Source organism: Limosilactobacillus reuteri subsp. reuteri (assembly GCF_000016825.1).
GTDB classification, from domain to species: Bacteria; Bacillota; Bacilli; order Lactobacillales; family Lactobacillaceae; genus Limosilactobacillus; species Limosilactobacillus reuteri.
In genome coordinates this window covers 707331-731811 of sequence record NC_009513.1, presented here as the reverse complement: position 1 = coordinate 731811, position 24481 = coordinate 707331, and the positions used below count along the sequence as shown (strand labels likewise).

Below are 24481 nucleotides of genomic sequence, written 5' to 3'. Positions count from 1 at the left end.
TGGTAATTTAGCGTTTGTATTTAAGACTGATAATCTCTACTTCGCCTTTTGTTTTGATATATTCAAAGCTTTTCCCGTCTAAACTTGTTTCTTCGTATATATTGTCCCAATCGACTATTGATTGATCTTCGTTTTGACTAGCATTATTCCAATACTTAAAGAGTGGTGTACGGTGCAGTATTCGGTTAACTTGTTTAACGTCATCCCCTGTGTAGTAGAGAAGATAAAAACACATTGCACCAATAGCAGGTTTAACGCTATGATATTTATTTAGGTAGTAGGAAATTATTTCCTCATTATTTTTATAAAGAGCAATAAATTTTCTACTACTTTTACTACTAACAGCTCGTTCTATAACCTTGTAATCATCGTTATAGTATTCAAGTGCTTTCTGAAACTGTTTCTTTGCGTACTCATTAAGGGGATGTGACGTTGAATTAATAATTTTTTCCATCTTGTCACTATCTAATAAAGGATTAACGGATAGTTTTTCTTCAAAACTTAACACTATTAATCACGTCCCACCTATTGCAATTGATCATGAATTTGATCTAACTTATCCAACAAAATACTAGATAGTGCTAACAATGCTTTCTTACGTGATACTACTGTTTGAGCAACCGTAGACACTTGTTCATCACTCATTGCTGCATAATTGTCTACTCGTACAATTGGAGCAAAAACATCATTTAACTGATCATACAGTGCTTGGGCTATTCCGGTTGTTTCTTCAACATTGGAATCTGCTTCCCACAACTGATTTTCAAACGCTAGTTCTTGGTTCTTATCTTTTTCCATTGTTTAAACCCTCCACTCATGTTAGAATGAAAGAGAATTAAATATTAGTAATTCGTCCAACATCCCCCGTAAAGATTGTTGGCTTTTTTATTAGCTAAATTTAATTCTCTAAGTTTTATTTAGTCGTTGTTAGTGTCTGAATTGGCGTTCTCACTATCAACGGCTTTTTTATTACCATCCATAAAGTCGTTTTCAAAATCAGTTAAAGTTTTATATTGAATTGCTAAATCTTTAATTTCTTTAGCGACCTTAATAATTTCATCTGCTGAGGAAATCGGATCATCTGCAATTATTTCTCCATTTTCTTTAGTGATAGTACCTTCAAAACAATCTTCAGTAATTGAATTTATATAACTGCCAGCTTTAACAATCCTGTCTTCTATATCAATAATTCTTTTACTTAATATTTCTTCTTCAAATTTTTTAGTGTATAAACTCATTTCTTATTACTCCTTAAAATAAGTTACTAATTGCAACAACAATACCCAGCAATGGTAAAAACGTTGCTAGATAAGCCCAAAGGCGTTGGTAAGCGTCCATATTGGGCCCATATCCATCTGTAAACCGATTTGGGACATAATAATTAACATTAGCACCGATAGATAATAATGTTTCATACATTAAGGATGTGCTAGTAATTCCATCGGCATCATAATCACCATAAATAGTAATTTGTTCTTGCTTTTCAACTGCCTGCTCAATCCGCTCAACTGCCTTATCCATATCATGCAATAAGGTTGGATCATGAATCTCTTCCATCGATGGTTCAAAGAATTTTTTTGCTTGTTCGGTTGAATCGATTCCTTGCTGAGCTAATAAGGTTGCTAATATTCTAGAAATGCCTAACTCTTTTTCGAGATTATCAACAGTTGCTGAGGAAGCATTATCGGCAAGTTTCCACTTAAATTTTGCATCAATCATTTAAAATTAACCACCATTTCAACGCCAAAATTAAACAAGAGGCTGGGATAAACTCAGTCTCTTTTATTTTGCTCCTTTCATTTTTTGAAAGAAACTGCTAAATTCTGCAATTTAACGAAAATGAAAATAAGGGAGCATATTATAAGTTCTTCTTATCCTGTTGGAAATCAAAAAATTTCTTAATTGCCCAGTCACCTAAACCGGGAATAACTTGGTAAGCCCAGCCAAGATAAGCCACATATCCTGGAACATTAATTTCCCTTGTCTTATACCCGACATTATTCCAAATTCGTCGAGCTAAGTCTTCAGGAGAGATAAACACCCATTTTGGCAAATGTGCCCGATATGTATAATCATTATCCGCTTTATCAAAGAAAGGCGTATCAATTGGACCAGGATTAACTGTCAACACTTGGACACCATAATCAGCAACTTCCATTCGTAAAACGTTATCAAACTGGATTACCCCAGCCTTCGTTGCTGAATATACAGCGCTATTTGGTGTAGGCAATTTACCAGCAAATGAACCCATATTAATAATGGCCCCATACCCTTGATCCATCATTTGTTTAGCCACACACCGACTAATATACATTAAGGCTAAGAGGTTTGTATGTACCATTTTTTCCATTGAGCGGTAAGATTCCTTAACTACGGGAATAAAGTCACCAAGCCCAGCAGAATTAATTAATACATCGATTCCTCCTACTTCATGTTGAACCTTCGAAAGCACATCATCAATCTGATCAGGGTCGGTGACATCCAATTGATAAGCAAATGCTGGCCGACCAGATAAAATTAAACATTTCTTGGCTACCTCTTGCAACTTCTCAAGGTTACGAGAAACAACAACAACAATTGCGCCGCGACGAGCTGCCTCAAAAGCCAACTCTTTGCCGATTCCACTTGAACCACCAGTAATTAATACAACTTCATTTCGCAGAAAACGTAACGTCTTTACTCTTCTCAGCATTTTTTTGCCATCTCTTTTCATTTTTTAAACGGAATATCAATCACGTCAAAATCATTAACAACTCGAGTATCAGGAATAATATTACGAACTTGATATGCCAATTGATAGGCTGCTTTACCGGTGTATCGTGCTGAAATATGATTTAACAATAATTTTTTAACACCAGCTTTTTTTGCAATTTCAGCTGCTTGTTTGCTGGTTGAATGATAATAATTGTGTGCCATCTTCGTCTCATCTTTAGCAAAAGTACTTTCATGCACTAATACATCCGCATTTTGTGCTAACAAAATTGCATTCTTTGTTTGTCTAGTATCGCCTAAAATTGCAATAATGCGTCCAGGTTGAGGAGTGCCAATAAAGTCATGACCATCTAATACGCGACCATCAGGAAGAGTAACCGTTTTTCCAGCTTTTAGTTGGCCGTAAATTGGCCCAGATGGTACTTTTTGTTCTCGTAATTTTTCAACTTGTAATTCTCCTGGATGATCCGCTTCTTCAATCCGGTATCCAAAACAAGCAATTTTGTGATCCAACTTTCGTGCAATCACTCTAAAACCATGATCATTAAATAGTTCCCCGTCATCTGTTATTTCAACAAAATGCAAAGGATAACTGAGGCGTGACTCACTTACTTGCAAAGAAGTCTGAACATACCGCTTTATTCCTACTGGTCCATAGATCGTCAATGGTTCGGTTCCTCCTTGAAAAGAGCGGGAACTTAGTAAACCAGGTAAACCAAAGATATGATCACCATGCAAGTGAGTAATAAAGATTTTTTCTATCTTTCGTGGCCTAATTGTCGTATTGAGAATTTGATGTTGAGTAGCTTCTCCAACATCAAATAACCAAATTGCGTTTCGTTCTTCTAACAACCGCAATGCAACACTTGCTACATTACGTTGCTTACTTGGGGAACCAGCGCCTGTTCCTAAAAATTCAAGTTGCATTTATATTTTTCCTACCTTTGCTACGTATAATTTTATTGAATAAATTCAAAAACAAATTTTTCAATTCTTACAAGATCGCCATCTTGTACACCTTTAGCTCTTAACGCGTCATCAACCCCCATATGGCGAAGTTGACGAGCAAAGCGTAATTGACTTTCTTCATGAGTTAAATCAGTCATCTTAAATAACCGAATAAGTTTTTCACCACCCAATACCCAGGTGCCGTCTTCATCCTTGGTAATGGTAAAGTCCGCTTCATCTTTCTTGTCAGGAGCAGCAGCACGATATTCAGCGACCAATTCTTTATCATGACTCTCACTATCAAATGCGGGCGTCTTATCTAAGAGATCAGCAGTTAATTGCATTAATTGTTGAACACCTTGATGAGTAACCGCTGAAATAGGGAAAATCTCTGGCTGTTTTTCTAAAGTCTTATCTGCTGCCAAATCAGCTTTAAAAGCGGCTAAGTTATCGGCAGAATTTGGCAAATCCATCTTCGTCGCAACTACAATTTGTGGTCGCTTTAATAATTCAGGATCGTAATCAGCAAGTTCCTTATTAATTTGCCGGTAACGTTCAATTGCTTGATGAGGATCTTCACTACTCATATCCACTAGGTGAAGAAGAACGCGGGTACGTTCAATGTGCCGCAAGAACTTCAATCCAAGGCCGATACCCTTCGATGCTCCTTCAATTAAACCAGGCATGTCAGCCATCGCAAAATCACGGCCATCTGGTAGCATTACCATTCCGAGATTAGGAGTTAATGTCGTAAATTCATATGCAGCAATTTTAGGCTTAGCACCGGTTACTACTGATAATAAAGTTGACTTTCCAACAGAAGGGAACCCAATTAATCCGACATCAGCAAGCATCTTTAATTCTAATTCTAAGTAATGGTCTTCTCCTGGTTCACCATTTTCAGCAATTTCAGGAGCAGGGTTTTTAGCACTAGCAAAGTGAATGTTGCCGCGACCACCACGGCCACCTTTGGCAACTACTAATTCTTGGTCTTTTTCAACGAGATCACCAATAATCTTGCCAGTATCAAGATCCCTAACAGTGGTACCTTGGGGAACAGCAATAATTGTATCTTCTGCACTTGGCCCAGTCATCTGTTTACTCATCCCATTGCCACCGTTTTTAGCTTTAAAAATTCGGTGATAACGGAAATCCATTAATGTCCGTAATCCTTCATCAACTTTTAAAATGATACTACCGCCACGGCCACCATCGCCACCAGCTGGGCCCCCGTTAGGAACATATTTTTCACGACGAAATGCTACCATTCCATCGCCACCCTTACCTGCATGTACTTCAATTTTTATTTGATCAACAAACATATTCATAATGATTGTCTCCGTTCTTTAGTCTATTATTTAGTATATTTAAAATTTATAAGCCTGTCAAAACTCAATCATGACTACTACCCTTCGCCACCTCAGCATTTTTCTGCAATGAAACCTTGATTAACTGGGCGGTAGGTCGATTAATTCCTAGTGAATGGATTTCATCAACTGAGGCTTGAGCAATTTTGGTAATTGATCCATATTTTTTAAGCAATTTTGTTCGAGTTCGGGGTCCCACTCCCTTAATTTCATCCAAACGCGAGCTCAACGAATGCTTAGTATGAACGCGCCGGTGGAAAGTAATCGCAAACCGGTGAACCTCATCTTGAATGCGTTGAACTAAGTAAAAGCCTTGGCTCCGTGGATTCAAATTAATATGGTGATCATCATCCCCGAACAATAAGTCAGCGGTTTGGTGTTTATCATTCTTTACCATCCCTACTACCGGAATCTCGAGACCAAGTTCATTCTCTAAAACATCTTTAGCCGCATCCATCTGAATTTCGCCACCATCCATAAAAATCATATCCGGCATTGGCTTATTCTCTTTTAAGAGACGCGAATACCTCCGCCGAATAACTTCACGGGTACTGGCAGCTTCGTCAGCATGATTAATCACCGTTTTCAATTTATACTTCCGGTAAAAATTTTTAGCCGGTTCTCCATTAATAAATACAACCATTGCACTGACGGGGTCAGCCCCCTGAATATGAGAATGATCAAATGCTTCAATCCGGTGACCTTCTGGAAGTCCAAGGGCATCCGTAATCTCTTTCATCGCACCGGTAGTCTTACTTTGGTCCATCTCAAGCAGTCGAAATTTTTCATCTAAGGACAACTGAGCATTTTCATGTGCCATTGCTAAGAGATCTCGTTTTTCTCCCCGAACAGGTGTCCGAACCGGCACCCCTAGTATTTCACTTATTTCTTTATTAGGGAGACCCTTGGGAAGGAGAATTTCATGCGGCAAAATATTATTACGACGATTATAAAATTGAAGAATAAAGCTGGTCATTTCTTCGACTGCCGTATCCACGATTGGAAATAGACGTTTTTCTCGTTTCATTAACCGTGCTTGTCGGATAAAGAAAATTTGAATAGAAAGCCACCCTTTATCCATATAGAAATTAAACAAATCACGAGGGGTCTTATCATTTGAAATAATCTTTTGTTTTTCAACCGTTACTTCAATATAGTGAAGCTGGTCTCGAATTTCAGCCGCTCGTTCAAACTCCATATTTTCTGCTGCTCGTTGCATCTTTTTGGTTAACTGTCGCTTAACTGTCGCTGTGTTTCCACTCAAAAATGACTTAATTTTCTTAATTTGCTCTTCGTAGTCACTCTTAGGAACTTCTTTAAAACAAGCTCCTAAACATTGTCCCATATGGTAATACAAACACGGACGGCCTTGGTACCCATTACATCGTCTTAATGGGTAAACCTTTTGAATAAAATGCATCGTTTCCTCCGCAGCATAGACATTTGGATAAGGGCCAAAATAATATCCACCATCTTTTTTTATTTTACTAACGATCTTAATTTGAGGATCTCGCTCATTTGTTATTTTTATGTAGGGATAACCAGTTCCCTTTTTTAATTTGATATTGAAATAAGGTTGATGTTTTTGAATCAGCGTTATTTCGAGTAAGAACGACTCTTTATTAGTCGAAGTTACAATGGTTTCAAAGTCTGCAACTTCCGAAACCATTTTAGCTACTTTACCGGTGTGACTACTCTTAAAGTAAGAGCGAACCCGATTCTTCAAATTTTTAGCTTTACCAACATAAATTATCTGATCATTAATGTTTTTCATCAGGTAGCAACCTGGCTTGTCAGGTAACAATGCTAGTTTATGTTCTAAATGTTCACTGGCCATCGCAAAATCCCTCCGAAAAATTATCTAACAATATATTATATCTGAAAAATCATCATTAAGGCAAAGAAAGTGTTTAGAAATAATTGTACATTTAGCAAAATTTATGCTAGCATTTTGTCAAATATAAAAAAGGAGCTAAAAAAATGGGATTAGTTACTAGAAGAAGCGAACAGCTTGATAAATTATTTGATCAATTTGCGATTGATCCTAAAAAACCAAAAGCAACTAAAAAAAATGACGATAAAAAAGAAAAAGATAGTAAAGATAAAGAAAAGAAATAATGCAAAAGCGGAGATGTGATCACTCATACCCCCGCTTATTTTTTTAATCTTGTTTTTTAAAACCAGTCGGATAGCGCTGATTTAATTCCTCAATATTTGCTTTGGCAACCTCTTCAAATGGAATATCGGCCCATTCTGCAATCTGAGATAAATACCATAAGACATCACCCATTTCGTGGATTAGTTCCTTACGATCTAATTTTCGACTACGAAAAGTATAGTTTTTTACTAAATCAACGACTTGTCCTGACTCACCAGCTAATCCTAATGCACAATTTGTTAAAACTTGTTCATTCCCATATAAGGTTCGTTTTGCTGCATTTTGGTATTCATTAAAATCCAACTTAGTTCTTCCCCATTCGCTCTTCAATCCACTGCCAAACATCATCTTTACCCTTTTTCTCTGTAGCTGAAAATAGAATAATCGGTGTTGAACTCTCAACATCAAGGGTCTTTTTGATAAGGCTTAGTTGGCGATTCCATGCACTTCGTTTTACCTTATCAATCTTTGTCCCTACGATTAATGTTGGAATATTATAATATTGTAACCAATTATACATATTTACATCATCAGGGGTTGGTTCATGCCGTGCATCAACTAATTGAATAACTCCGCGTAATTGTTCACGTTGGGTTAAGTATTGTTCGATCATTTTTCCAAATCGTTCTCGCTCTTTTTTCGAGACTTTGGCATACCCATATCCTGGAACATCGACAAAATATACCTTATCCTCAACGTCATAGAAATTTAACGTCTGGGTTTTACCTGGCTGACTAGACGTATGAGCAAAATTGCGCCGGTTGATTAAGACATTTGTCAACGATGACTTCCCAACATTTGAACGACCAACTAAAGCAATTTCTGGAATATTTGTTTTAGGATATTGTTCATCACTTACGGCACTGATTGTTAAATCTACATTGTGAACTTCCATTTGCTTACCTCATTTCATTAAGAAGCTTTTTCATCCTTTAAAACGTAACGAGGTTCTGTATGTTGCGTTACACATCGTTTATCAATAATTACCTTTTCTACATCTTTACGACTTGGCAAGTCAAACATTACATCCCGCATTACATCTTCAATAATCGAACGGAGACCACGAGCACCTGTATTCCGCTTGATTGCTAGTTGTGCCATTGCTCGTAATGCACCATCAGTAAAGGTCAACTGACTTCCATCAAGGCGAATTAACTCTTGATATTGCTTAACTAATGCATTCTTCGGCTCAGTAAGGATTCGAACAAGGTCATCTTCATCAAGTTTTTCAAGAGCAGTCATCACAGGTAATCGTCCGATAAATTCTGGAATCAAGCCAAACTTAAGAAGGTCTTCTGGAATAACATGTTGCAAAATATTTTTATCCGTAACCTCTTCAGCTTCTCGTGAGTCTGTTCCAAATCCAATTGTCTTATCACCAAGTCGTTCCTTAACAATTGTTTCGATCCCATCAAAGGCTCCCCCCACAATAAAGAGGATATTCTTTGTATCGACTTGGATAAATTCTTGCTGTGGATGCTTACGTCCTCCCTGAGGCGGTACATTAGCAATTGTTCCTTCAAGAATCTTTAAAAGAGCTTGTTGAACCCCTTCTCCAGAAACATCACGTGTAATTGATACATTTTCACTCTTCTTTGCGATTTTATCAATTTCGTCAATGTAAATGATTCCTTTTTCAGCACGTTCTACATCAAAGTCAGCAGCCTGAAGTAGTTTAAGGATAATATTCTCAACATCTTCACCAACGTATCCAGCTTCAGTTAAAGTTGTAGCATCTGCAATCGCAAATGGAACATTGAGAATGCGGGCAAGTGACTGGGCAAGATAGGTTTTCCCAGAACCAGTTGGACCAATTACGGCAATGTTGCTCTTTTGAAGTTCTGTATCATTATTATCACCACTCATCATTGCATTAACCCGCTTATAGTGGTTATAAACAGCAACTGCTAATGTTTTTTTAGCATCACCTTGACCAATTACATAGTCATCCAGTTCGTTAACAATCTCTCCTGGAGTTGGCACACGGAAAGCTTTTTTAGCTTCATCTTCTGCTAATTCCTGATCAATAATTTGTTTACAAAGGTCAACACATTCGTTACAAATATAGACGCCAGGACCAGCAACAATTTTTTTCACTTCATCTTGGGACTTTCCACAAAATGAACAGTGAACTGAATCCATACCAGTGGTATCTTCAAACATAAATGAACCTCCTCTAAGACTTATTAAAACATAATAACAAAATTACTGTTTAATTTCGACTAAATTACTCAGTAAATTATTTTCTACTTTATCTTACTAATATTTGATAAATAGCGAGGCTGGAAGAAAACTACTGTTTTCTTCCAGCCTCATTGATTAGTAATTATTTAACAAATTACTTGTCAGACTTTTCGTCATCCTTAACTTGCTTTGCTGAATCAGCAACTAAGTCAACAGCCTTACGGATCTTAATATCATGCATTAACATGTCTTTAGATAATGCCTTCTTAACAGCATCTTCTTCCATACCGTATTGCTTTGCAAGGTCAGAAATTTCTTTAGCAATTTCTTCATCAGTAGCATCTAAGTTAGCATCGTCAACAATTGCTTCTAAGACAAGGTTAGTCTTTACACGTTGAGCAGCATCATTAGCAAATTGCTTCTTCAAATCTTCTTCCTTTGTACCAGTAATTTGGAAGTACATTTGAGGACTGATACCTTGTTGTTGCATTCCTGCTAAGTATTGTTGCATTTGACGGTTAGTGTCATCATCCAACATTGCTTGTGGAATATCTTGGATTTCTGCATTAGCAACAGCCTTATTGATAGCAGCATCTTCAATAGCAGCCTTAGCTTGGTTATCCTTTTCTTCTTGAAGTTGCTTCTTAGTCTTTTCCTTTAATTCAGCTAAAGTATCAACATCTTCGTCAACATCCTTAGCGAAATCATCGTCAAGTTCTGGTAATTGCTTTTCCTTGATTTCGTGAATCTTAACCTTGAAAAGTGCATCCTTGCCAGCAAGATTCTTAGCGTGGTAATCTTCTGGGAAGGTAACATTTACATCAACATCTTCATCAGCGTTGTGACCGATTAATTGATCTTCAAAACCTGGAATAAATGAGCCTGAGCCTAATTCTAGTGAGTAGTTTTCAGCTGAACCGCCATCAAATTCTTCACCGTCAACGCTACCCTTGTAATCAATAACAACAGTGTCACCCTTTTCGGCTGGCTTATCTTCTTTTAATACAAGTTCAGCTTGTTGTTGACGCTTAGTTTCAAGTGCATCATCAACATCAGCATCAGTAACAGTGGTGTCTTGAGCAGGAACTTCCATACCCTTGTATTCACCTAATTTAACTTCTGGCATAACGTCAACTTCAGCAGTTAATACCCATGGTTGACCCTTTTCCATGCTCTTAATATCAATCTTAGGTTGATCTACAGGTTGAATGTTAGTTTCTTTTACTGCTTCATTATATGCATCAGGTAATACCTTGTTTAAGGCATCTTGATACAATGATTCTTCACCGTACATTTGGTTAAAGATTTGACGAGGGACACGACCCTTCCGGAAACCCGGAACAGTGATCTTTTTACGAGTCTCAACGAAAGCTTCGTCAATTCCCTTGTTAATAGTGTCGACATCAATTTCAAATGTCAATGTACCTTTGCTGGCATCGCTATCGCGTTCCCATTTTGCTGACATTTTATTTCCTCCAATAACAAATCAATTTGACTAATTAATATTTATAATTAGTCTTTACATACTATATTAGTTTACCGTAGGAGACCAGTAATTGCAACTTATTGACGGCTGATCCCCAAGTTATTTTCAAATATTTTTGTTAAAGAAAAAAGACCTGGGTTTCCCCAAGCCTTTTAGCACATCTGTACTCAAAAATTAGTCTAAGATGTCGGATACAACACCGGCACCAACAGTGTGTCCACCTTCACGAATAGTGAACTTAAGACCCTTTTCAAGAGCAACTGGCTTTTGTAAGTTAACAGTGAATGTAACGTTATCACCAGGCATAACCATTTCTACACCATCTGGTAATTCGATAGTACCAGTAACATCAGTTGTGTGGAAGTAGAATTGTGGACGGTAGTTTGAGAAGAATGGAGTGTGACGTCCCCCTTCTTCCTTAGTCATAACGTAAACTTCACCCTTGAAGTTCTTGTGAGTTTGGATTGAACCTGGTTCAGCCAAAACTTGACCACGTTGGATTTGGTCGTGTGAAATACCACGAAGAAGTACACCAACGTTATCACCGGCTTCACCAAGATCAAGAGTCTTGTGGAACATTTCCAAACCAGTAACAGTTGACTTAAGAACGTCTTCAGTTAAACCAACGATTTCAACTTCGTCACCGACCTTAACAGTACCACGGTCAATACGACCAGAAGCAACAGTACCACGACCAGTGATAGTAAATACGTCTTCGACAGGCATCATGAATGGCTTGTCAGTAGGACGCTTTGGAGTTGGAATGTAGTCATCAATAACATCCATTAAGTGAAGGATAACTTTTTCTTGTTCTGGGTCACCTTCAAGTGCCTTAAGAGCAGATCCACGAACAACTGGAACATCGTCACCAGGGAAATCGTATTCGCTAAGTAAGTCACGAACTTCCATTTCAACTAAGTCAACTAATTCATCATCGTCAACTAAGTCAGTCTTGTTCAAGAATACAACGATGTATTGAACACCAACCTGACGAGCAAGAAGAATGTGTTCACGAGTTTGTGGCATAGGACCATCAGTAGCGGCAACAACAAGGATAGCACCATCCATTTGGGCAGCACCAGTGATCATGTTCTTAACGTAGTCAGCGTGTCCAGGGGCATCGATGTGTGCGTAGTGACGCTTTTCAGTTTCGTATTCAACGTGGGCAGTGTTGATAGTGATACCACGTTCCTTTTCTTCTGGAGCAGCATCGATATCAGCGTAATCTTCTGCCTTTGCTAAACCTTTGGCTGCCAATACCTTTGTAATAGCAGCAGTTAAAGTAGTCTTCCCGTGGTCAACGTGGCCAATAGTACCAATGTTAACGTGGGGTTTTGTACGTTCATAATGTTCTTTTTCAGCCATTAATGAAAACCTCCTGATAATTTACAAGTATAATGCCAGATCATCTGATTCGGTGACTGACATACCCTTATACATATTGTACAACTTCTTTTCGCCAATTGAAAGCTTTAATCTTAGGCTCTGAAGAAGAATTCTTAAATATAATATCAACTATCTGTTCATTTGTAAATGTATTTGACTAATGTTTTTCTATTAATTCGTCAATCTGCTTACCTAATCGTTTCTGCCAGGTATTAGAAACTGTATTTGTTGCGACTTTCTTTCCTTCTATTCTTGCGATTAAAACGTTTGTCCATTCATCAATGTCCTCAATAATTTGATTAATTCGCGGATACAAAAACATTACCTGTAATTGAAATTCTTGAATTGCCAGCTTTTCTGTCTGCGGGTTTTGATTTCCACACTTTTCTGTAATTAATCTCTTACCTTCACTAACGATTGGCAATAAATTTAAAGGCTGAATATCGGCTGGCACAACTGTATATTCTTTCTTATCTAGCCAATAAACAGTAACTGGATCTGCAACTTGTAACTTACTAAGTAGCTCAACCAAACTAGACTTTACCAGTGGATGAGTATAGGGGTCACGAAGCAGGAATTTAGCGCCTGTAATAAATTCATTTAAAGGAAGCTTAAAAGCCGCCTGCAGCCTACTTTGCTGCTCTTCAAGGGAGTAATCTCCTAAATGATAAAAGTCTCGCAAACGTGTTTGTAATGTCTCCTGGTACTCTTGACGAGATTTTTTCTCACCCATTGTAACAATTGTCAACAAATCTTCCTGCCATTGCGAAAGACTACTAATCACCTGTCTTGCTAAAACAAATAATTCATTTTGACATAAAATTTTAATGGCAATTTGAGCATCTGCCAAGCTATCAAACATTACTTCTAAATACTCAAACAAGTAAGTACAAGCCCTGGTATATTGTTGAGAATGATACAGAGCGATGATCGTCAATCGACCGATTTCTGAATCATCAACCTCGTTTATAAGATCTTCCAGAATATTACTAGCTTCTTGCCATTTTTCTTCAGCAATTAATTTTTGAGCCTGGAGATATTGATCTTGTTGGGTTTCGTTCATTTTTATCACCCTTTTTTATTTCATTACTTTATACAATTATTCATAAAAGCAGTTGAGGCTGGGAGAAAAACGAAAGTTTTCTCCCAGCCTCCCTTCACATTATTTATATTAAACAGCTACTTCTTTTCTTTTGCCATTCGTTTTTTACCACGACCACGATGATGTTCTTTCGTTGAACGTGACTTTGCAGATTTCTCTTCTTTCTTCTCAACATTGTTTTTAATCTTCTTTTGGTGTTGATTAATCTCCATAATAACTGGCAAAATAACTGGATGCCGTTTAGTTTGATCAAACAAGAATCGGTTTAATTTATCGCGAACATCTTGTTTCAAGTGACTCCAATCAAATTCCTTTTGATCTAGATTTTCTTGAACAATCTTTTCAACTAAGTCAGCACTCTGTTGCATTAGTTGACGGTTAGTCTTTACAAACACGAATCCTCGTGACGTAATTTGTGGTCGAGCAACGATCTTTTTCTTTTTCCGATCAATAGTTGCCACCACAACAAAAATCCCATCCTCTGATAGGACGCGCCGATCTCGTAAAACAATATTACCGATATCACCGACACCTGTCCCGTCAATCATAGTATTGCTTACATCAATATGTTCTCCAACATGGAATTTACCATTTTTGTAGGTTAGAACATCACCCTTATTAACGAGGAAGATATTTTCTTTTGGAATTCCTACTTCTTCTGCTAATTCTGCATGACGATCTAACAGACGGTATTCGCCTTGAATTGGAATGAAGAACTTGGGTTTCATGAAGTTCAACATTAACTGTTCATCATTTTGGTTAGCATGCCCAGAAGGATTCAAATCATCAGAAATAAACTTAACTTCTGCTCCCGTACGATAAATCATATCTTTTGTCTTTTGTACCTCAGTCTCCTGCGCATAAGAAGGAGTAGTAGTAACAAAGACAAGATCGGTACTCGTTAATTGTAAATTAGGATTATCACCGTTTGCAATTTGCTGTAATGACTTAATCGGTTCGCCCATTTTACCAGTTTCCAAAATAACAACTTGATTTGGTTCAAGTTTTTCTGCTTCCTTGCGACTAATGAATAAGTCATCTGGTAAGTGCAGCTTTCCCAAAGACATTGCTGTATCGATGATTTGCTCAATATCTTTACCAGATAAAACAATCTTCCGACCAACGGCAACAGCAGCATTGATAATCTGCTGTACGCGCATAATATTTGAAGCTACACTAGCAACAATAATCCGACCGTTTTGATATTTAAATGTTTCTTTAATGTAGTCTCCAATATCTTGCTCACGAGCAGACGCACCCGTAATTCCAGCACCAGCAGAATCACTTAAAAGTGCTAATACACCTTGTGATCCAATTTCTGCTAAACGAGCAAGGTCTGTTTGATAACCTTTTTTAGCTGTCTGATCGAATTTAAAATCACCAGTGTAAACAATATTTCCTGCTTTAGTTTCTAAAACAACCCCTAAAGTTTCAGGAATAGTATGGGTCGTTTGGAAGAACGAAACTGTAACATCATTAAAATCAATTGCTGTTGAAGCATCAACAACATGAAAATCATTAAATTTCTTAACTTCCTTATGGTTTTTAACTGCCAGTTTTGCTAAGGCAATCGTCATCTCGCTTCCAAATACCGGAACATTAAAGTCCATCAAGAAATACGGAAGTGCCCCAATTGAATCTGCATGTCCATGTGTTAAGAATACTCCGACTATCTTGTCCTTATGTTCACGAAGGTATTCCCAGTCAGGAATGACAACATCGATTCCCATTAATTCATTTTCCGGATACTTTAACCCCGTATCCAAAATGAAAATTTGGTCTTCAATCTCAACGGCGTACATATTTTTACCATTTTCGCGTACACCACCAAAAGGAATAATTTTAATATTATTATCCATTGATTTGGCTCCTTTAATATTTAGTTTTGAACCCCTTATCGATTACAATGTGTAGCGATAAGAATTTTATATCGTTCATTATAGTTATAAATATCTTACCACAATCAGTGAAAATAATGGAGTAAAAACAAAAAACACCTTGCCTCCAAGTAAAAGGCAAAGTGCTTTGATAATAAAATATTACCGACGTAAACCTAACTTTTGGATAAGTTCACGGTAAGCAGGTAAATCAGTCCGACGTAAGTAAGCTAATAAGTTACGACGGTGACCAATCTTCTTCATTAAACCACGTTGTGAATGGTAATCGTGCTTGTGTGTACGAAGGTGATCGTTCAATTCGTTGATGTCAGCAGTTAAAACAGCAACTTGAACTTGAGTAGAACCAGTGTCTCCTTCGTGAGTTGCGAATTCCTTAATAATTTGATCTTTACGTTCTTTTGAAATAGCCATGCTATTTTCCCACCTTTCAATATTAATGCGCCTAAGATCTAAGTATAACGTCGGTGAGGATCGTTAAACTGAGAAGAGGCAATTAATTACTTGCTTGAAGTAACCTATACAAATATACATAAAATTTACCAATGTTGCAACTATTTCTGTGAAATTTTGACTTGATCGTCGTTAGCTATTGCATTGCTCGCTAGTCTTTTGTATAATGACAAATGTTGAAAATTCTGGTCAACTGAAAATCGGGTAACGGAGGTGAAACTCATGCCAATTATCAAATCAGCAATTGAACGTGTTCGTACTAGTGAAAAAGCTGAAGCACGTAACGCTTCACAATTAAGCCAAATGCGGACTGCTATTAAGAAGTTCGATAAGGCAAAGCTTGCTGGCGCAGATAACCTTGACGACTTATACAAGGCTGCTATCTCAGCAATTGACCGTGCCCACTCTAAGGGCCTTATCAAGGCTAACAAGGCTGCACGTGACAAGTCACGTCTCTCAGCACGTTACGCTAAGTAATGAAAAAGCAACTATTAAGTTAGTTGCTTTTTTATTTTTAACTTTTCACAAAAAGAGGATAAGAAATTTTGTTTTCTTATCCTCTTTTTGTATCTCATGCCCCTTTGCTCTGCTGAGAATACTGTAACATAAATAACTGAAATAAAAGTGATGGATCGCGCTGTGTCGTTTTTAACGATTGTTCAATACGAATTAATCCCAAATAGGCATTTTCTAACGCCTGCATTGAGAAATCACGTGCAGTCTTTAATCCCAATTTAATTCGATAAGGATGGACATTAAGTTGACTTGCTAGACTCCCTTGCGTAAGGCCGCGTTTGCTTAATACTTTTATTTGAATCAACAACCGAAACTGCCCCACTAGCACCGCATTAATCCTTAACGGTGGTTGCTGACCTGCTAATAGCTGTTGATAGAGATCTAAGGCCTTTATTTGATTATGCTTAAGAACCGCAGTGACTAAATCAAATACATTTTCATCTAATGATTGCGGAACTAAAGCGGCTACCATGTTTTGATCAATCTTTTTTTCATGATAAGCCAAAATCTTTAATTTAGTTAAGCTTGCATCCATCATCCCATAATCCGCATTAGTCCGTTGAACCAACTCATCCAAAGCAGCTTCTGATATTTCAAACCCAGCAGTTGATAATTGAGTTCTCACTCTTTGACGAGCTGCTCGTTCATCAAGTGGACTAGCATCAACTAAAACTGCTGTCTTCTTTAATTGCTTTACAATCCCTTTTCGTCCATCAAGCTTTTCATAAGGGGCCGTAAAAACTAAAATTGTAGACGGTTCAGGGTGTTCAAGATACTTTTTTAAGCTATCCAAATCATGCTCAACTTTCGAATGCCTTTTCTCACCAGTTAAGAAGAACGGTTTATTGATAATAACTAATCGTCGTTCACCAAAAAATGGAGTCGCCATCGCATCATCCAAAGCAACTGCCAACGGCGTGGCTTCCATATCATATCGACCAACATTCATGACCTGTTCATTCTCTGGAATAAGGCTTGTAAAGGCATCAATTGCCTGCTGTTGAAGAACCTGTTGTTTTCCTAAAATCAAATATACCATTGCTGGGGTTTTAGTTTTTAATTGTGTAGATAATTGGGCAATGTCCAACTTGTCTCATCTCCCCTCAATGTTGTTTTTATTTTTCCATTTCGACCATGGTATACATATTGTATCATTCCAAATTGCTGCGTTGATAAGTAATTAATATTTAATCTTTGAAAATTTTTTATTGTTATTTCATCAGGATGGCGATACCTATTAAATCGTCCAGCTGAAATTATCGCATACTTAGGAGCAACTGTCTGCAAAAATAAATAACTACTAGCAGTTTTACTGCCATGATGACCAGCTTTTAAGATATCTGACTTTAGTTGCGGATACTTTTGAATAACTTTTTCTTCATTTTCCTGGTCCAAATCCCCAGTAAAAAGGAATCTTTTCCCACCAAATTTCCCAGCTAACACTAAAGAATCTTCATTTTTCCCTTCACCCGGAACAAAAGGATGTAGAATTTGCAATGGAAATGATGACAACTTAACATTATCAGTCACCGGAATTATCATTGGCGATGACTTTTCAGCAGTCCTTACTTTATTAAGAAGTGCTGGTTGTCTTTCCATCCCCGCTGAGACAATCAATCTTTTCACTGCTATATTATCTAAAATCGTTGTTAAATAGCCGATATGATCTGCATCATGGTGAGTTAAACAAATATTATCAATTTGCCTAATGCCTTTACTTTTCAAATAATTAATAGTTATTCGTTGGGCATCATCTTGAGAATGCTTTGAAGTCGCCCAATCCGGCTTTTTAAAATTTAATTTGCCTCCTGTATCAATCATTGTTACCCGTCGATTAAAAGGTTCTCTAATAATTATCGAGTCCCCCTGTCCAATATCAACAAAGGTAACTTCGCCATTAAGTGGCAAATGAATTATCCCTCCAGTAATTACATACAATAAGGCTAATATCTTCCATGATTTTAAAGATGTATCTTGAGAAATAACAAATAAAGATGCCGCAAATAATAGAAGGGCCAAAATTAACGGTGGTTTCCCAAAATGAATCATTCCTGGAAAATCAGATAACCAATTTAAAATATATTGAAAGCATTTTAAACCAGCATTAATTAGATACGTGAGTGGTTCAAAAAGCTTAAAACTAAGTGCCCCAACCAAGACCGCTGGAAAAACAATTGTAGAAAATAGCGGAATTATTAAATAACTAACCCCAAAGCTTAGAAGATGAACCTCATATACATAACTCAATAACGAAGGCAAACTAATTAAATTCAATAATAAAGACTGTTTAAAACCACGTACTGATTCTGGAAGAACTTGAAGAATAAAAGAAAGCAAATAGCTTAATTGACCGCCTAATGTAAGCAATAGCAACGGATCAATAACCAATCCAATTAATAAGCTCAGCGCCCACCCATCAAGACGGTCCAAATTTAAATATCGATGAAGAAGGCCAAGTTCAGCCATAATGGTTGCTCTTATCAAGCTTGTTGCTCCACCACCAATGAGAAGATAAAACGGCAAAATAATAATTAAGAATAAATCAATCGATTCTTTACGCCACCATAAATGAACCAATAGTCGCCGTAATAAATCAGTGAAAAGTACGATATGCATTCCTGAAATGCAAAAAAGGTGAAGCAGGCCAAGCCTTTTGATACTTACCATTAATTCAGCCGAATCCTCATTACTACTACCAATTATTAATTGTTGGCAATATGCACTAAGAGGAGGCGGTAAAGTTTCGAAGTAGAGGCTGAGTCGTTTTCTTAATGTATGACACCAGCCAACTATCCCTCTTTTTTGCCTAACTATTTGCTCTACCCGGTTAATTTGAACTTGATTACAGATCCGACGATGATGGTTATAAGTTAAGTTATCAAATTGATTTTCATTTGTACGGGGAATAATCGGTTTTAACTGCCCATTAATAAGCCATATCGAGGGTGTTGTAAGCTTATCAATATTTTTTAGCATCTGGGGTGACTTAAACGACATCGTTATTGCTTCGCGTTGTCCAGTTTGAATGTCGATCGCAGTCCCTGTCATAAAATTTCCATTAAATTTTAATTCATCAGGGTAAACTAATATTCTTTGGGTAACTTCCATTTGCTTATCTGCCGTAATAGTTGCCCAATTTTTTTGTAAACTGTAACACAAAATCGCCATTAATAAACATGTCAGCACTCCAATCCCAAGTACTATTGGCCTTTTTAATACGGCAATTCGGTAAAATATAGCAATTAAAAGAAAAATTAACCAATATGAACTAAAGAAACTAACTGCTACTAAACTTGCAATTAGCGCGGGGAAAAACCAAAAGTGTTGAATAATCTATTTTTGATCTGGGTTGATATACTGGTCCAGATCGACCTCTTCTAAAATATCACTATCTAATTTAATCTGATGAAGCGCAACATTTTTTAGTTTAAGTAATTTCATTGCATAATCATCATTGTGATAATTACGAATATAATTTATCTCCTTAATTCCAGTCTGCAATAAACTTTTGGTACATTGTAAACAAGGAAAATCTGTTACATAAATGCTTGCCCCATCAGCAGAAATACCAAACTTAGCACACTGTAAAAGAGCATTCATTTCTGCATGAATAGTTCGCACACAATGTCCATCACGTAAATAACAGCCTTCATCAATACAATGTGCATCACCAGCGACTGAGCCATTGTACCCACCAGCAATTATCCGCTTATCACGAACTAAAACTGCACCTACTGAAAGGCGGTTGCAGGTACTTCGCGACGCCAATAAAGCTGCTTGAATCATAAAATACTGGTCCCAATCAATTCTCGGTTTCATATTATTTCACTCCTCTATATTTGAAATATAGTATAACAAATATCTTCATCAAAAAAATAAAAACTAGATAGATAGGTGATCTTTTAGTTTAGCAACAGTTTTTTCGCCAAAGCCATTTATTTCTTTAAGTTCGTCAATACTCTTAAACTGACCGTGTTCTTGTCGGTATTGTAATATCAAGTCTGCTTTTTTATCGCCAATTCCCGTTATTTGACATAGTTGTTCTTTGGTTGCCGTATTTAGATTTATCTTTGCAGAATTATCGTTGCCATTTTCATTATTAGCTGCTGATGGTTCTGTACTGCTGGAAGCTACCGGCGTTTCGCCTTGAAGCGGAATATAGATCATTTGCTGATCTGTTAATTGTTTAGCAAGATTCACTTGACGCAAATCTGCACTGGGTAGTGGTCCACCTGCCGCCTTCAAGGCTTCGTTCACACGATCATCTGCTTTCAACTCATAAACTCCGGGCATTTTTACGGCACCTTTTATATCAATGGCAACGGTCCCTTTCATCGTAGTGGTAGAAGTTAAACTGCTTCCCGTTTCGCTACTTGTTAAAACAGCATTAGTATTTGAAATTAAAGCATCGTTATTGTTTTTATTAAGTATCCAATATCCCCCAACCACTGCAGCAATCACTATCATCAGCACTTGTACTCGATATTTTATCCATAATTCTGATAATTGCTGCATGTTTCTCACCTCCCTATAAATATAAATACGTAAAAAAATCAATTTTGCATTAAAAAAAGCAAGAGACCTTTATTTTGCCTCTTGCTTTTTAATTTACTTATGCGTTTGTAAATATTTCACCGCGTCATCAAAGGAAGTGACTGGGACAACCTTCATTCCCGGTGCATATTTTTTAGCTGCTTTTTTAGCCATTTGATAATTAGTCAGATGACCTTCTTCATACTTAAGAATCTCTTTCGTTGGTTTTATATAAGGGGCAAAGAAAATAGTGGCTCCTGCACGGTGCGCGGCGATTACTTTCTTGTCAATTCCACCAATTTCTCCAACGGTCCCGTCTGAATTTATCGTTCCAGTTCCGGCAATTTTACGTCCCCGTTGCAAATCTTTTCCACTAATTTGTTGATATATTTGTAAACTGAACATTAAGCCACCGGATGGCCCACCGTATTGACCAGCATCAACCTTTACTGGGATCTTAGTCTTAACTTGCATATTGTTAGTAAGGATGATCCCAATTCCCGGCTTATTAGTATTAGCAATTTTAACAAGCGGATGAGTGACAGTTTTAGTTTTCCCATCTCGAGTATAAGTAACCGCTAACGGAGTGCCAACTTTTTTAGCACCAATATATTTTTGAAAGCCTTGAGCGGTATTAAAGTGATGACCATCTACTTTTGTAATTGTATCCCCAACATGAATATCATGTTTGAATTTAGAATTAGGCTGAACTTGCAATACATAAATTCCTAGATAGCGTCGCGTTACTTTTTGGTGAGCGGCATTGTAAGCAACTGCAATTGCCTCGTTAATTGAGCTATCCATATAAAATTTTTGGACACGGTCATACGTTGCACTATTTTGACCGCCAGTTACATCCTCTGCACTCTCGATTGACATATAGGGCATCATTTTGGCATATAAATATGTTGCAGGATGGGCGCGTTGAATCGCCACCGATGTCAACATAAAACTCCCCTTATATCGATCGGGGTGTCTCTTTATTTTAACAAAAGACTGTAAATCAGCTGCCGTTCCCGGACTTTCGATATAGGAATTTAGGGGCCAGAACAAAAAGCAGCCTAGTAAAAGGACAAGCCCTAAAATAATTCCTATTCGTCGTAATATTACATTATCTTGCTTTTTCATTGTCTTTCTTAACCCGTAACATTTCTCGTTCCATTAAACGCTTTTTTAGTGCTTCATTAATATTAGCAGGAAGATAAGCTGAGATATCTCCCCCAGCCGATGTTACTTCTTTTAGCAAACTACTAGATAAGTGCTGATATTCAGGCTTGGCAAGGAAAAAGACGGTCTCACACTGATCATCTAAAAAGTTATTCATCGCCGCAATATCACGTTCATATTGAAAATCAGTAGTATTACGCAAACCACGCATTAAGTAATCTGCCCCAATGCGGTTCATTAGATCAACAGTTAAGCCCTCTGTTGTAATAACCGAAACATTATCTAGTCCGCTAACTGCCTCTTTAATTTGCGCTACTCGTTCTTCAACAGTAAACAGCGGGTTTTTACTTTCATTAGTCATTACCGCTACTGCCAATTGATCAAATAATGCACTTCCTCGTTTAATTAAATCTAAATGTCCAAGTGTTAATGGGTCAAATGATCCAGGAAAAACTGCAACTTTCATTATTTTGATTCTCCTTCATATTGATAAATTGTTAAAACCGTAATTCCATATTCTTGACGGCGAATAAAGTTAAAATCAGCTAAATCTGTTGGCAATTTCGCATTCTGATCTGTTTCTGCCACAATTATTGCATCTTTAGCTAGTAAATTATTTTTAACCATCTGCTCAATATCATTAACAATTTGCTGTTTAGCATAGGGCGGATCTAAAAAGACCAAGTTAAATTTCATCTTGTCTTTTGCAAACAAATTTAATGCTTTATGAGCGTCCATTTTATAAACTTTAAATTGTTCAACATGTTTTGTAACGTCAATATTCTTCTTAATTGTTTTGATTGCTTGATATTGACGATCAACTAGGACTGCCTGACTGATTCCGCGTGATACAGCTTCAATACTTAATCCACCGCTTCCGGCAAACAAATCTAGACTGGTTCCGCCATTAAAGTAAGGACCGATTATATTAAATAATGCTTCTTTAACTTTATCAGTTGTTGGACGCGTTGCCATTCCCGGAACAGCACTTAGCTTTCGTCCCCCAAAGTCTCCTGCAACAATTCTCATTTTTTATCATCCTCATCATGTAATTGATAGACCCCCGTTAATTCAAGATCAGCTAACGTCGGGTCTAAATCTGGCCGAGCTGATAATTCAACCTTTTTCACTGCGCGTAATCGACCTATCTTCTCTTTTATTTTTTCGACATCACTTTGGTCTACATACATTACCACATAATGCATTCGGCGAGAAATATAATCAACCTGACCATAATGACGAAGAGCTCGAATCACACGATTATTATTAATGTAAATTATCAAGGAACGGCGTGGAATTAATTTAAACATTCTTTACGCCTCCTGTTTCAGGAACAAACGGTTTTCCCATAACCAAGCGATCACGGTTTTGCTGCATACTAATATTCATTATAATGCCTACCGTTGCAGAAAGAATCAACATACTTGATCCCCCATAACTAATAAATGGGAAGGTAACCCCCGTAATCGGCAAGAGTCCTAGAACTCCACCAATATTAAAGAGTGTTTCAATCGTAAAAAATGTTGCTGAACCATAACAGATGAGCGTTTGATACAAACTATCTGCCCGCACCCCAACTTGAATAATACGACAAATCAAAAAGAGTAAAGTAACCAAAATTGCCGTTACCCCAACTAGGCCCAATTCTTCACTAGTAATCGACATAATAAAGTCGGTATTGGGTTCTGGCAAATATCCCATTTTCTGGATACTGTTTCCAAGTCCTACCCCAAATACACCACCATTACTGATTGCGTAATAGGAATTAACTAATTGGCTTCCTGAACCACTAGCATTTCCAAAAGGATTTAGAAAGGCAACAAAACGCGCAACTTGGTATCCACCGCCTTGGAGCAAACCACTTTCAACTAGTCGTTCCAATCCAAGGTAGCCAAGCGCTGGTAAAACAAGAATTATCCCCAAACCAACGCCCCATTTATAATCCGCCGCTAAAAGCATGATTGCAATAATCGCTCCGTTAATCGCCATTCCTCCAATATCTGGTTGAATCATAATCAATCCGAGAAAGACTACAATTATGAGCCAAGGACCTTTAGCATCAGTGGTAAAATGTTGTCCCCGTTGCCTAATTTTAGCCATTCGATCAGCTAAATATAAGATAAAATATAGCTTACAAATTTCCACCGGTTGAATATTAAAGAAGCCTAAAGATATCCAACCTTTAGCTCCGTTAACAGCTCGGCTAAAGACTAAAACAATGACAAGTAAAGCACCAACCACCAATGTTGAATCCCGCAAAAACCTTGGCGTTCGATAATGCCGCAAAGGATAATTTGCCATAAATGCCATTACTGCAACTCCCATTACAACATAAATTGTTTGTTTTACTAAATATCCTAATGGGGTTCCACCATTTTGCATTTCAATGGAAGCACTAGCTGAATAGACCATTACAATTCCTACTAAACATAAAGCAAGATAAGGAACTAAAATATAATAATCAAGGTAGCGGACGTTATTCCATACAGAACGAATCTTACGGAATCTTAATTTCTTTTTCTTCACAAAGTGCACCTACCTAAAAACAAAATACAATCATTATTATACAACAAA

The 24481-nt window shown here is 37.3% G+C and carries 27 protein-coding genes; 2 read left to right on the top strand and 25 right to left on the bottom strand.

Going from position 1 to position 24481, the window contains the following annotated elements; genetic code table 11:
* Positions 1-7 precede the first annotated feature (7 nt).
* The 8 genes from LREU_RS03570 to uvrC form a co-directional block, all read right to left on the bottom strand.
* Entirely contained in the window at positions 8-508 is a 501-nt protein-coding gene (locus LREU_RS03570) for a hypothetical protein (RefSeq protein WP_003668224.1), read from the bottom strand.
* Between the two features lie 17 nt (positions 509-525).
* Positions 526-798 (bottom strand): hypothetical protein, encoded by a 273-nt coding sequence (locus tag LREU_RS03565; RefSeq protein WP_003668226.1) that lies wholly within the window; start codon positions 796-798, stop codon positions 526-528.
* 119 nt (positions 799-917) lie between these two features.
* Positions 918-1238 carry a hypothetical protein gene (locus LREU_RS03560; RefSeq protein ID WP_003668227.1) on the bottom strand — a complete coding sequence of 107 codons (321 nt, stop codon included), beginning with the start codon at positions 1236-1238 and terminating at the stop codon, positions 918-920.
* A 13-nt stretch (positions 1239-1251) separates the two neighbouring features.
* The gene (locus tag LREU_RS03555) at positions 1252-1719 is read right to left on the bottom strand and encodes a DHH family phosphoesterase (protein WP_003668229.1); all 468 of its coding nucleotides are present in this window, start codon (positions 1717-1719) and stop codon (positions 1252-1254) included.
* 139 nt (positions 1720-1858) lie between these two features.
* Positions 1859-2692 carry an SDR family NAD(P)-dependent oxidoreductase gene (locus LREU_RS03550; RefSeq protein ID WP_012390529.1) on the bottom strand — a complete coding sequence of 278 codons (834 nt, stop codon included), beginning with the start codon at positions 2690-2692 and terminating at the stop codon, positions 1859-1861.
* Between the two features lie 17 nt (positions 2693-2709).
* Positions 2710-3639, bottom strand: a complete 930-nt coding sequence (gene rnz, locus LREU_RS03545; protein ID WP_003668232.1) for a ribonuclease Z — start codon at positions 3637-3639, stop codon at positions 2710-2712.
* Positions 3640-3671: 32 nt separating this feature from the next.
* On the bottom strand, positions 3672-4988 hold the full coding sequence (gene obgE, locus LREU_RS03540) for a GTPase ObgE (RefSeq protein WP_003668233.1): 1317 nt from the start codon (positions 4986-4988) through the stop codon (positions 3672-3674).
* 64 nt (positions 4989-5052) lie between these two features.
* Entirely contained in the window at positions 5053-6864 is a 1812-nt protein-coding gene (gene uvrC, locus LREU_RS03535) for an excinuclease ABC subunit UvrC (RefSeq protein ID WP_003668235.1), read from the bottom strand.
* A gap of 143 nt (positions 6865-7007) precedes the next feature.
* Between uvrC and LREU_RS10430 the strand changes: the two genes are divergently transcribed.
* A complete protein-coding gene (locus LREU_RS10430; RefSeq protein WP_003668237.1) occupies positions 7008-7145 on the top strand; it encodes an SPJ_0845 family protein in 138 nt (45 codons plus the stop codon).
* 43 nt (positions 7146-7188) lie between these two features.
* Here LREU_RS10430 and LREU_RS03530 read toward each other — a convergent pair whose 3' ends face one another.
* From LREU_RS03530 to rpsO, 8 genes are all read right to left on the bottom strand, one after another.
* A complete protein-coding gene (locus LREU_RS03530; protein ID WP_003674350.1) occupies positions 7189-7488 on the bottom strand; it encodes a nucleoside triphosphate pyrophosphohydrolase family protein in 300 nt (99 codons plus the stop codon).
* A 1-nt stretch (position 7489) separates the two neighbouring features.
* The gene (gene yihA, locus LREU_RS03525) at positions 7490-8080 is read right to left on the bottom strand and encodes a ribosome biogenesis GTP-binding protein YihA/YsxC (protein WP_003668240.1); all 591 of its coding nucleotides are present in this window, start codon (positions 8078-8080) and stop codon (positions 7490-7492) included.
* Positions 8081-8097: 17 nt separating this feature from the next.
* Positions 8098-9348, bottom strand: coding sequence for an ATP-dependent Clp protease ATP-binding subunit ClpX (clpX, locus tag LREU_RS03520; RefSeq protein ID WP_003666838.1), 1251 nt, complete (start codon positions 9346-9348; stop codon positions 8098-8100).
* A gap of 175 nt (positions 9349-9523) precedes the next feature.
* The gene (gene tig / locus LREU_RS03515; protein WP_003666837.1) at positions 9524-10834 is read right to left on the bottom strand and encodes a trigger factor; all 1311 of its coding nucleotides are present in this window, start codon (positions 10832-10834) and stop codon (positions 9524-9526) included.
* Positions 10835-11029: 195 nt separating this feature from the next.
* Positions 11030-12220 carry an elongation factor Tu gene (tuf, locus tag LREU_RS03510; RefSeq protein WP_003666836.1) on the bottom strand — a complete coding sequence of 397 codons (1191 nt, stop codon included), beginning with the start codon at positions 12218-12220 and terminating at the stop codon, positions 11030-11032.
* Positions 12221-12398: 178 nt separating this feature from the next.
* Positions 12399-13304: a hypothetical protein gene (locus LREU_RS03505; protein WP_003668243.1), complete on the bottom strand. Its 906-nt coding sequence runs from the start codon at positions 13302-13304 to the stop codon at positions 12399-12401.
* A gap of 116 nt (positions 13305-13420) precedes the next feature.
* A complete protein-coding gene (locus LREU_RS03500) occupies positions 13421-15202 on the bottom strand; it encodes a ribonuclease J (RefSeq protein ID WP_003668244.1) in 1782 nt (593 codons plus the stop codon).
* Between the two features lie 180 nt (positions 15203-15382).
* Positions 15383-15652, bottom strand: a complete 270-nt coding sequence (gene rpsO / locus LREU_RS03495) for a 30S ribosomal protein S15 (protein WP_003666833.1) — start codon at positions 15650-15652, stop codon at positions 15383-15385.
* Positions 15653-15913: 261 nt separating this feature from the next.
* Between rpsO and rpsT the strand changes: the two genes are divergently transcribed.
* The gene (gene rpsT, locus LREU_RS03490) at positions 15914-16168 is read left to right on the top strand and encodes a 30S ribosomal protein S20 (protein ID WP_003666832.1); all 255 of its coding nucleotides are present in this window, start codon (positions 15914-15916) and stop codon (positions 16166-16168) included.
* A 94-nt stretch (positions 16169-16262) separates the two neighbouring features.
* Here the strand turns inward: rpsT and holA are convergent, their stop codons facing one another.
* From holA to LREU_RS03445, 9 genes are all read right to left on the bottom strand, one after another.
* Entirely contained in the window at positions 16263-17294 is a 1032-nt protein-coding gene (gene holA / locus LREU_RS03485) for a DNA polymerase III subunit delta (RefSeq protein WP_003668245.1), read from the bottom strand.
* A complete protein-coding gene (locus tag LREU_RS03480) occupies positions 17264-19375 on the bottom strand; it encodes a DNA internalization-related competence protein ComEC/Rec2 (protein WP_003668247.1) in 2112 nt (703 codons plus the stop codon). The genes holA and LREU_RS03480 overlap by 31 nt, the downstream gene beginning before the upstream one ends.
* 165 nt (positions 19376-19540) lie before the next feature.
* Complete coding sequence (locus tag LREU_RS03475; protein WP_003666825.1) at positions 19541-20026, bottom strand: ComE operon protein 2; 486 nt, start codon at positions 20024-20026, stop codon at positions 19541-19543.
* Positions 20027-20089: 63 nt separating this feature from the next.
* Positions 20090-20722 carry a helix-hairpin-helix domain-containing protein gene (locus LREU_RS03470; RefSeq protein WP_003668249.1) on the bottom strand — a complete coding sequence of 211 codons (633 nt, stop codon included), beginning with the start codon at positions 20720-20722 and terminating at the stop codon, positions 20090-20092.
* Positions 20723-20815: 93 nt separating this feature from the next.
* A complete protein-coding gene (locus LREU_RS03465; protein ID WP_003668251.1) occupies positions 20816-21868 on the bottom strand; it encodes a SepM family pheromone-processing serine protease in 1053 nt (350 codons plus the stop codon).
* Positions 21852-22373 (bottom strand): pantetheine-phosphate adenylyltransferase, encoded by a 522-nt coding sequence (gene coaD / locus LREU_RS03460; protein WP_003668252.1) that lies wholly within the window; start codon positions 22371-22373, stop codon positions 21852-21854. Before coaD ends, LREU_RS03465 begins: the two co-directional genes overlap by 17 nt.
* Entirely contained in the window at positions 22373-22936 is a 564-nt protein-coding gene (gene rsmD / locus LREU_RS03455) for a 16S rRNA (guanine(966)-N(2))-methyltransferase RsmD (RefSeq protein ID WP_003668255.1), read from the bottom strand. The genes coaD and rsmD overlap by 1 nt, the downstream gene beginning before the upstream one ends.
* Positions 22933-23217 carry a YlbG family protein gene (locus LREU_RS03450; RefSeq protein ID WP_003668257.1) on the bottom strand — a complete coding sequence of 95 codons (285 nt, stop codon included), beginning with the start codon at positions 23215-23217 and terminating at the stop codon, positions 22933-22935. The genes rsmD and LREU_RS03450 overlap by 4 nt, the downstream gene beginning before the upstream one ends.
* Positions 23210-24433 carry an FtsW/RodA/SpoVE family cell cycle protein gene (locus LREU_RS03445; RefSeq protein WP_003668259.1) on the bottom strand — a complete coding sequence of 408 codons (1224 nt, stop codon included), beginning with the start codon at positions 24431-24433 and terminating at the stop codon, positions 23210-23212. The genes LREU_RS03450 and LREU_RS03445 overlap by 8 nt, the downstream gene beginning before the upstream one ends.
* Between the last annotated feature and the right edge of the window lie 48 nt (positions 24434-24481).

Bases quoted from the DNA above. Each gene is read 5' to 3' on its own strand.
- obgE (WP_003668233.1), bottom strand. From the start codon at position 4,988: ATGAATATGTTTGTTGATCAAATAAAAATTGAAGTACATGCAGGTAAG.
- LREU_RS03560 (WP_003668227.1), bottom strand. From the start codon at position 1,238: ATGAGTTTATACACTAAAAAATTTGAAGAAGAAATATTAAGTAAAAGA.
- LREU_RS03450 (WP_003668257.1), bottom strand. From the start codon at position 23,217: ATGTTTAAATTAATTCCACGCCGTTCCTTGATAATTTACATTAATAAT.
- LREU_RS03500 (WP_003668244.1), bottom strand. From the start codon at position 15,202: ATGGATAATAATATTAAAATTATTCCTTTTGGTGGTGTACGCGAAAAT.
- coaD (WP_003668252.1), bottom strand. From the start codon at position 22,373: ATGAAAGTTGCAGTTTTTCCTGGATCATTTGACCCATTAACACTTGGA.
- LREU_RS03465 (WP_003668251.1), bottom strand. From the start codon at position 21,868: ATGAAAAAGCAAGATAATGTAATATTACGACGAATAGGAATTATTTTA.
- LREU_RS03555 (WP_003668229.1), bottom strand. From the start codon at position 1,719: ATGATTGATGCAAAATTTAAGTGGAAACTTGCCGATAATGCTTCCTCA.
- yihA (WP_003668240.1), bottom strand. From the start codon at position 8,080: ATGGAAGTTCACAATGTAGATTTAACAATCAGTGCCGTAAGTGATGAA.
- clpX (WP_003666838.1), bottom strand. From the start codon at position 9,348: ATGTTTGAAGATACCACTGGTATGGATTCAGTTCACTGTTCATTTTGT.
- LREU_RS03475 (WP_003666825.1), bottom strand. From the start codon at position 20,026: ATGAAACCGAGAATTGATTGGGACCAGTATTTTATGATTCAAGCAGCT.
- uvrC (WP_003668235.1), bottom strand. From the start codon at position 6,864: ATGGCCAGTGAACATTTAGAACATAAACTAGCATTGTTACCTGACAAG.
- tuf (WP_003666836.1), bottom strand. From the start codon at position 12,220: ATGGCTGAAAAAGAACATTATGAACGTACAAAACCCCACGTTAACATT.
- rsmD (WP_003668255.1), bottom strand. From the start codon at position 22,936: ATGAGAATTGTTGCAGGAGACTTTGGGGGACGAAAGCTAAGTGCTGTT.
- tig (WP_003666837.1), bottom strand. From the start codon at position 10,834: ATGTCAGCAAAATGGGAACGCGATAGCGATGCCAGCAAAGGTACATTG.
- LREU_RS10430 (WP_003668237.1), top strand. From the start codon at position 7,008: ATGGGATTAGTTACTAGAAGAAGCGAACAGCTTGATAAATTATTTGAT.
- LREU_RS03480 (WP_003668247.1), bottom strand. From the start codon at position 19,375: ATGGCGATTTTGTGTTACAGTTTACAAAAAAATTGGGCAACTATTACG.
- rnz (WP_003668232.1), bottom strand. From the start codon at position 3,639: ATGCAACTTGAATTTTTAGGAACAGGCGCTGGTTCCCCAAGTAAGCAA.
- LREU_RS03550 (WP_012390529.1), bottom strand. From the start codon at position 2,692: ATGCTGAGAAGAGTAAAGACGTTACGTTTTCTGCGAAATGAAGTTGTA.
- rpsO (WP_003666833.1), bottom strand. From the start codon at position 15,652: ATGGCTATTTCAAAAGAACGTAAAGATCAAATTATTAAGGAATTCGCA.
- rpsT (WP_003666832.1), top strand. From the start codon at position 15,914: ATGCCAATTATCAAATCAGCAATTGAACGTGTTCGTACTAGTGAAAAA.
- LREU_RS03505 (WP_003668243.1), bottom strand. From the start codon at position 13,304: ATGAACGAAACCCAACAAGATCAATATCTCCAGGCTCAAAAATTAATT.
- LREU_RS03470 (WP_003668249.1), bottom strand. From the start codon at position 20,722: ATGCAGCAATTATCAGAATTATGGATAAAATATCGAGTACAAGTGCTG.
- LREU_RS03565 (WP_003668226.1), bottom strand. From the start codon at position 798: ATGGAAAAAGATAAGAACCAAGAACTAGCGTTTGAAAATCAGTTGTGG.